The 7,613-nt window shown below is 62.7% G+C and carries 7 protein-coding genes; all 7 read right to left on the bottom strand.

Going from position 1 to position 7,613, the window contains the following annotated elements:
* Positions 1-118: 118 nt before the first annotated feature.
* Entirely contained in the window at positions 119-1,162 is a 1,044-nt protein-coding gene (gene mgrA, locus WNZ15_RS05015; RefSeq protein WP_342891830.1) for an L-glyceraldehyde 3-phosphate reductase, read from the bottom strand.
* Positions 1,163-1,174: 12 nt separating this feature from the next.
* Complete coding sequence (locus WNZ15_RS05010) at positions 1,175-2,296, bottom strand: Gfo/Idh/MocA family oxidoreductase (RefSeq protein WP_342891829.1); 1,122 nt, start codon at positions 2,294-2,296, stop codon at positions 1,175-1,177.
* A 9-nt stretch (positions 2,297-2,305) separates the two neighbouring features.
* A complete protein-coding gene (locus WNZ15_RS05005; protein ID WP_342891828.1) occupies positions 2,306-3,052 on the bottom strand; it encodes a sugar phosphate isomerase/epimerase in 747 nt (248 codons plus the stop codon).
* Positions 3,053-3,085: 33 nt separating this feature from the next.
* On the bottom strand, positions 3,086-4,177 hold the full coding sequence (locus WNZ15_RS05000; protein ID WP_342891827.1) for an ABC transporter ATP-binding protein: 1,092 nt from the start codon (positions 4,175-4,177) through the stop codon (positions 3,086-3,088).
* A gap of 11 nt (positions 4,178-4,188) precedes the next feature.
* The gene (locus WNZ15_RS04995) at positions 4,189-5,070 is read right to left on the bottom strand and encodes a carbohydrate ABC transporter permease (RefSeq protein WP_342891861.1); all 882 of its coding nucleotides are present in this window, start codon (positions 5,068-5,070) and stop codon (positions 4,189-4,191) included.
* A gap of 110 nt (positions 5,071-5,180) precedes the next feature.
* Positions 5,181-6,071 carry a sugar ABC transporter permease gene (locus WNZ15_RS04990; protein ID WP_342891826.1) on the bottom strand — a complete coding sequence of 297 codons (891 nt, stop codon included), beginning with the start codon at positions 6,069-6,071 and terminating at the stop codon, positions 5,181-5,183.
* A 204-nt stretch (positions 6,072-6,275) separates the two neighbouring features.
* Positions 6,276-7,511 (bottom strand): ABC transporter substrate-binding protein, encoded by a 1,236-nt coding sequence (locus WNZ15_RS04985; protein ID WP_342891825.1) that lies wholly within the window; start codon positions 7,509-7,511, stop codon positions 6,276-6,278.
* Between the last annotated feature and the right edge of the window lie 102 nt (positions 7,512-7,613).

The following is a 7,613-nucleotide window of genomic DNA, read 5'->3' as shown; positions in this document are numbered from 1 at the left end:
TTTCCTGGCCCGGCCTTTCCCCCCCCCCCGCCCTGGCGGGGGGGGGCGGGGGGGTGGGGGGGCCCGGGGGGGCCCCCCGCGGCCCCGGCCCCCCCCCCCGCCGGACTTGACATGCGGCCTAGCGCGCCGGGCCTTTCCGCTCGGCGGAGGCGGCCCACAGGTTGATGTCGGCCTCGTGGGTGGTAGCGTCGATTTCTGCGAGTTCCGCGTCCGTGAACTCCAGGTTCGCGACCGTGCCGACACAGTCCCGAACCTGCTCGGCGCGGCTGGCTCCGATCAGCGCGGTCGTGACACGGCCCTTTCGCAGCACCCAGGCGATGGCCATCTGGGCGAGCGTCTGGCCGCGTTTCTCCGCAATCGCGTTGAGGGCGCGGATCGTGGCCAGGTTGTCGTCGCTCAGGAACTGTTCCTTGAGGGATTTGCCCTGGGTGGCGCGGCTGCCTTCCGGAACACCTTTCAGGTACTTGCTGGTCAGCATGCCCTGGGCAAGAGGCGAGAAGGCGATCGACCCGACACCGAGATCGTCCAGCGTGTCGAGCAGGCCGTCTTCCTCGACCCAGCGGTTGATCATGGAATAGCTCGGCTGGTGGATCAGGCAGGGTGTGCCCAGCTCCTTCAGGATCGCAACGGCTTCCCTCGTGCGTTTCGCGTTATACGACGAGATGCCGGCATAGAGAGCCCGTCCGGAGCGCACGATGTGGTCGAGGGCCATCATGGTCTCTTCCAGCGGCGTGTTCGGGTCGTAGCGGTGCGAATAGAAAATGTCCACATAGTCGAGCCCCATCCGCTTGAGGGACTGGTCGCAGGACGCGATCAGGTATTTGCGGCTGCCCCATTCGCCGTAGGGACCCGGCCACATCAGGTAGCCGGCCTTGGAGGAAATGATCATCTCGTCCCGGTAGGGCGCGAAATCGGTGCGCATCAGCTCACCGAAGGCCTGCTCCGCAGCACCCGGCCGGGGGCCGTAGTTGTTGGCGAGATCGAAGTGGGTAATACCGAGATCGAACGCGGTCCGTGCGATTTCGCGCTTGCGGTCATGCGGCGTGTCGTCGCCGAAGTTGTGCCACAGACCGAGCGAAATCACGGGCAGCCTCAGCCCCGATTTTCCGCACCGGCGGTATTCCATCGTGTCGTAGCGCGTGTCCGCTGCCGTCCAGGTCATGAGAACTCCAAATCAGGTTAGAAGACCTCTGGCCGCCTGTGGGTCCAGGGCGGCGGGCCGTTCGCAGGTCGTCTTGATATCGATGAACGCGCCGCTCTCCCCGGAGGCGAGAATCGACGTCATCACATCGACAGCATGCAGAGCAAATTCCAAAGCGCAACGGTGCGGCCTGTTTTCCAGGATCGCCTGCGCCATGTCGGCGAGACCGGCGGTCCGGTAATTGGCGTGACCGCGGTCGTTTGCCTTGGAGAACGGATGATCCCAGGCTTCTGACTGGCTGACGAAGCTTGCCTTGTCGGTCCTGCGCACCTCGCCGCCGAAGAAATTGGGATCCGGCACGTGCAGCGTGCCCTCCCGCCCATAGAGCTCCATGTTGGAATGGCCGTGCTGCCAGACATCCCAGCTCGCGCAATAGGTGATCTGGGCACCGGAATGGAACTGCATCACCGCGTGGATCGTGGTCGGTGTTTCCACCTTGATCTTTTCGCCGAAACGCGGCTCGGAGGTGATCGTGCGGTATTCGGAACCGGAGGAACTCATGGCACAGACCCGTTTCACCGGCCCGAGCAGCTGCACCAGATTGGAAATGTAATAGGGTCCGAGATCGAGGATCGGTCCGCCGCCTGCCTGGAAGAAGAAGTCCGGGTTCGGGTGCCACATTTCCATGCCCGGGCTCTGCACGAAACAGGTTCCGGAGGTGACCTGGCCGACCGCTCCCGCATCGATCAGGTGCCGGGCGAGCTGGTGCGCGCCGCCCATGAAGGTGTCGGGCGCGGACCCGACCCGAAGCCCCCTGGTCTGTGCGATCGCGGCCAGTGCCTGACCCTCGGCGACACTGAGCACGAAGGGCTTTTCCGAATAGACGTGCTTGCCCGCTTCCAGGACCCTTTTCGAGACCTCGAAATGGGCTGCCGGCACCGTCAGGTTGACGACGATGTCGATGTCGCCGGCCCCCAGAAGTCCGTCGATGGTTTCAGCGCGCAGGTTGAATTCTTCCGCGCGGGCCTTGGCCGCGGCCTCGTTGATGTCGGCGCAGGCGCGCACTTCGATGCCCTTGAAGAGCGGTGCGAGACGCATGTAGGCGGCCGAAATGTTACCGCATCCCAGGATGCCGATGCCGAGTGACTTGCTCATGAAAAATCCTCAATAGGTGCGGTAGGCGTCGATGGAGCGGCGGGCGAACCGTTCGTAGTCGGACGGTTTGTCGTGCTCCATGACGAAGAGGTCGGTGCCGGCTGCGCGCAGGGCGTCCATGAGGGTCTTCCAGTCCATGGTGCCCTGGCCGACATCGGCCCATCCGTCCTCGTCGAGGCACGCGCCCTCGGGCGCGATGTCTTTCACGTGGGCGGTGGTGATGCGGCTGGCGTAGCGCTCGATCCATTGCAGCGGGTCCTGGCCGCCACGCACGATCCAGGCGATATCCGCCTCCCATTCGATCGTGGGCGCCGCGTCGAGCAGGATGTCCATCGGCAGGCGGCCGTCCGCGCATGCGGCGAATTCGAAGTCGTGATTGTGCCAGCCGAACCGCAAGCCGGCGTCGCGAAGTCTGGCGCCGATGGCTTCCAGGCGCACGCCGATCGACTGCCAAAGGGCCGCGTCGGGCACGCGCTGTTCCGGCGGCACGGCAGGAACGAAAAGGCGGCTCATGCCGAGGGTCCTGGCCGTGTTGATGACCTTGCCGATATCGTCCTCGAACTGGTCCATCGGAAAGAAATGGCCCGAAGGCATGCTCAGGCCGTTGGCGTCGAGCAGGGCGCGAAAGGCGGCCGGGTCGTCATAGGTGCCGCCGAAGCCTTCCACCTGGGTGTAGCCGAGGCCGGAAAGCCGTTCGAGCACGGCGTCCCACGGTGTGAATTCGCGCGCGGAATAGAGCTGGAAAGAGATATCCATGATCAGTGTCCTGAAAGTGAGGGGCAGACCGGATCAGACCCGGTCTTCGGTTGCCTTGTCGAAGATATTGCCGCGGGCCGGGTCGAAGCCGAACTGGAGGGTGTCGCCCGCCGTCACGTTGGCCTGGCCATCCATCCGGATCCAGAGAACCTGCCCGGAAGCGGAAATGCGCGCGAGCGTGTCGGAGCCGAGAGGTTCCACGAGCTCGACGCGGCCCTGGAGCCGGACCGGAACATTTTCCGCGTCCGTGCCGCAGACCATGTGCTCCGGCCGGATCCCGAACCATGCCGCCCCCGCGACCGGCGGCCTGTCCAGAAAGGCATAGTCATCAAGCGGAAAGATGTTGTCGCTGGCCATGAAACACAGGCCTCCACCGGCTTCGCCGATCTCGCCGGCGAAGAAATTCATGGTGGGCGAGCCGATGAATTCGGCGACATATTTGCTGGCCGGCCGGTTGTAGATTTCCTTCGGCGATGCCAGTTGCAGGATCCGGCCGCCGCGCATGATGGCAATCCGGTCGGCAAGGGTCATGGCTTCGATCTGGTCGTGGGTCACGTAGATCATGGTGTTGTGCAGCTTCTGGTGCAACTGCTTGATCTCGACCCTGAGATCCGCTCTCAGTTTGGCGTCCAGGTTGGAAAGCGGTTCGTCGAACAGGAACACGTCGGCATCGCGCACCAGGGCCCGGCCGATGGCGGCACGCTGGCGCTGCCCTCCGGACAGGGCCGCCGGCTTGCGGTTCAAAAGCGGCTCGATCTGCAAGACCTTGGCGGCCCGGTCGACCCGCTCCCTGATTTCCTGTTTGGGCAGGCCGGCGTTTTTCAGGCCGAAACTCAGGTTGCCCGCGACGGTCATCTGCGGATACAGCGCGTAGCTCTGGAACACCATCCCGATGCCGCGTTTGGACGGCTCCTCCCAGGTGACATTGCGCCCGCCGATGAAGATCTGCCCGCCGGTCACGTCGAGCAGCCCGGCAATGCAGTTGAGCAGGGTCGACTTGCCGCAGCCGGAAGAGCCGAGCAGCACGAGGAATTCGCCCTGTCCGACATCCAGGTTGAGATCCTTCAGGACCTCGAGGCTTCCGAAGCTCAGGGAAAGGTTGTTGATGGCAATGCTTGCTTCCATGGGATCCTTCTTCAGCCTTTCACTGCCCCTGCGGCGATGCCGCGGACGAAGAGTTTTCCTGAGATGAAGTAGATGGTGAGGGGAACAAGACCGGTCAGAACCGTCGCGGCCATATTGACGTTGTACTCCTTCACCCCTTGCGTGGAGTTGACGATGTTGTTGAGCTGCACGGTCATCGGATAAAGGTCCGGCTTGGTGTAGATGACCCCGAACAGGAAGTCGTTCCAGATGCCGGTGACCTGCAGGATCATGGCGACAACGAATATCGGCAGGCTCATGGGCACCATGATGCGGAAATAGATCGACCAGAATCCGGCTCCGTCCACCCGGGCCGCCTTGAACAGTTCCTGCGGCACGGAAGCGAAATAGTTGCGGAACAGCAGGGTGAGGATCGGCATGCCGAAGATGGTGTGCACCAGGACCAGACCGCTCAGGCTGCCGTAGAGACCCATTTCGCGCAGCAGGATCACGATCGGGTAGATCATCACCTGATAGGGGATGAAAGCGCCGACGATCAGGATGGCGAAGAACGTTTCCGATCCCTTGAAACGCCAGTTGGCGAGGGCGTAGCCGTTCACCGAGGCAATCGCGATCGACAGGATCACCGAGGGAACCAGGATTTTCACCGAGTTGAAGAATCCCCGCGAGAGACCGTCGCAATTGAGCCCCGTGCAGGCCTCCGCCCAGGCCTTCACCCAGGGCTGGAACGTGACGTCCACCGGCGGTGCGAAGATGTTGCCGAGCCGGATTTCTGGCATGCCTTTCAGCGAGGTGACGATCATCACGTAGAGCGGCAGCAGGTAGTACAGGCTGACGACGATCAGCGTGCCGTAGATCATGATGTTGCGCCGCGACAGCACCTTGCGCGGCTTCCGGCCGGCCGGTCCGTCCATCATCCGGGTTTCGGTCGCCGGGCTGCCGGGCCGCAGGGCGCGGTCCGGACCGGCTTCTGCCGGTTCGCCGGCGTATTTGAGAGATCCCTTGAGGAGGTGTGGCGCCTTGGTCATTTCCGTTTGCCCCCGAATTCGAGATAGGCCCATGGCACAACAATGATGACGACCGTCAGCAGCATCATGGTCGAGGCGGCAAAGCCCTGACCGAGGTTCTGGGACAGGAACATGGCGTCATAGACATATTTCGCGGGAACCTCGGAGGCGATGCCCGGTCCGCCGCCTGTCTGTGCGACGACGAGGTCGTAGACCTTGATGATTCCCGAGGCGATCAGCACGATCGCGGTGACGAAGATGCCGCGCATCATCGGCATGACAATGAAGATATAGGTCTTCCACGTCGGTATGCCGTCGATCTTGGAGGCCTTCCAGATGTCCTCGTCGATGCCGCGAAGGCCGGCCAGCATCAGGCACATGATGAGCCCCGTTCCCTGCCAGAGACCGGCGATCAGGATGCCGTAGATGACAATGTCCGGATCATAGAGTGGATCGAAGCTGAAACTCTCCCAACCGAGATTGCGCACCACCTGCTGGATGCCGAAATCCGGGTTGAGAATCCACTGCCAGGCAAGTCCGGTGACGATGAAACTGAGCGCGAACGGATAGAGCAGAATGGTGCGGAACGTGTCTTCGAAACGGATTTTCTGATCAAGAAGCGCCGCCAGCACAAATCCGATCAGCAGCGAAAAAATCAGCGAGAGAGACCCGTAGATGGCCAGGTTCTCGATGGAGATCAGCCACTTGTTGCTGCTCCAAAGCCGCTCGTATTGCGCCAGGCCGACGAATTTCTCCCTGGGCAGAAGCTTGGAATTGGTGAAGGAATAGACGACCGTCCAGACGGTTCCTCCTATGAACACCACCAGCGCCGTGGCGATCATCGGGATCGCCGCGATCTTGGCGCTGATGTTACGGTGCCATCGTGCGGGGCCCGTTGCTGCGGCCATGCTTCACACTTCCCTGTCGATACGGTGTCCGGAAGGATTTGTTCCGGCCCTGGCGCACGCCGAACATGCTCAGGGCCGAAGGGCGGCACCGGAGGATGCCGAAAGGGCACTCCCGGTGCCCGGGTGCGGAGCGAAGGTGCGGACCCGGACCACCCGGCTTCCGCGCAGATCGCGTGAAAGCCGGGTGACCGTGTCCGGGATGCCTCAGTCGGCGTTGCCGACGATGGAGACGAACAGCGCCTGGGCGTCTTCCGCCGACATGTCCGGGTTGTTGAAGAACTCCACGAACAGGTCGTTCACCTGGGTCAGGCTGTCGGCGGACATGAGCTGGTCCGGCGACTGGATGATGTTGCCCTTTGCAAGGATGTCGAGACCCTTGCGCATGCAATCATTGGCGGCGGCAAGATCCACATCGCCGCGCACCGGCAGCGAGCCCTTTTTCAGGTTGAAGGCAACCTGAGTTTCCGGAGACATCATGACCTTTGCCAGCTCGAGCTGGGCCTTGGTGGTCTCCGGGTCGTCCACTTTCGGGAAGTAGAACGCGTCGCCGCCCGTCATGATGACCTCGTTCACGCCGAGACCCGGCAGGCAGGTATAGTCTTCCCCGGCCACCTGGTCGGCCACCTGGAATTCACCCTGGGCCCAGTCGCCCATGATCTGGCCGCCGGCCTTGCCGGTGATGACCATGGTGGTGGCGTCGTTCCAGTTCTGGACATTCGAGCCCTTGGCCATTTCGCGCGCAGCGGCGGCCGCCTCGAACACTTTTGCGGTTTCCGGTCCCGCGGCAAGTTCGGCATCCTGGTCACCGAAGATCTTGGTATAGGCTTCGGGACCCGCAAGGGCCGTCAGGATGACCTGGAAGGCCAGGGTGGTCTGCCACGGCTGCTGCCCCATTGCCAGCGGAACAATGCCGCTTTCCTGCAGCTTGCCGGAGGCGGCGGTGAATTCGTCCCAGTTGGTCGGAACCGCTACGCCGGCGTTCTCGAAGACGGAATTGTTGAGCCAGAGCCATTGCTGGGAATGAATGTTGACCGGCACGCAATAGATCCGTCCGTCGACCGTGCAACTGTCGAGCAGGCTGGTCGGGCGGACGATGTCGCGCCACTTGCCTTCCTCGGCGATGTCCGTGAGATCGAGCATCAGGCCGGCTTCGACCAGCTCTTCCGCCTGACGGCCGTGATTGAACTGGGTCGCGCCCATCGGGTCGCCACCGGTGATCCGGCTGATGATGATCGGCCGGGCGGTGCCGCCGGATCCGGCGATCGCGCCGTCGACCCAGTTGTTCCCGGTTGCGTTAAAGGCTTTTGCGAATTCGGCAACGGCGGCGGCTTCACCGCCGGATGTCCACCAGTGGGTGACTTCCAGATCGGTTGCATTGGCGGCGCTGGCCGCGCACAGAGCGGTGGTTGCTGCGAAGACTGCGCGTAGTGCTTTCATCATGTCCTCCCGTCGAACGGATCCGTCCGATTGTCCTCACTATGCGGCCTCCACCGCATTTATGCATCGATCGCATTCAATTGTATCTTTTTATGTAATCGATTA

The sequence above is a fragment of the Roseibium sp. AS2 genome (assembly GCF_038900065.1).
In the GTDB taxonomy this organism is placed as follows: domain Bacteria; phylum Pseudomonadota; class Alphaproteobacteria; order Rhizobiales; family Stappiaceae; genus Roseibium.
Note: the sequence above shows the minus strand (reverse complement) of the source record. Positions and strands in the feature narration are given on the sequence as shown.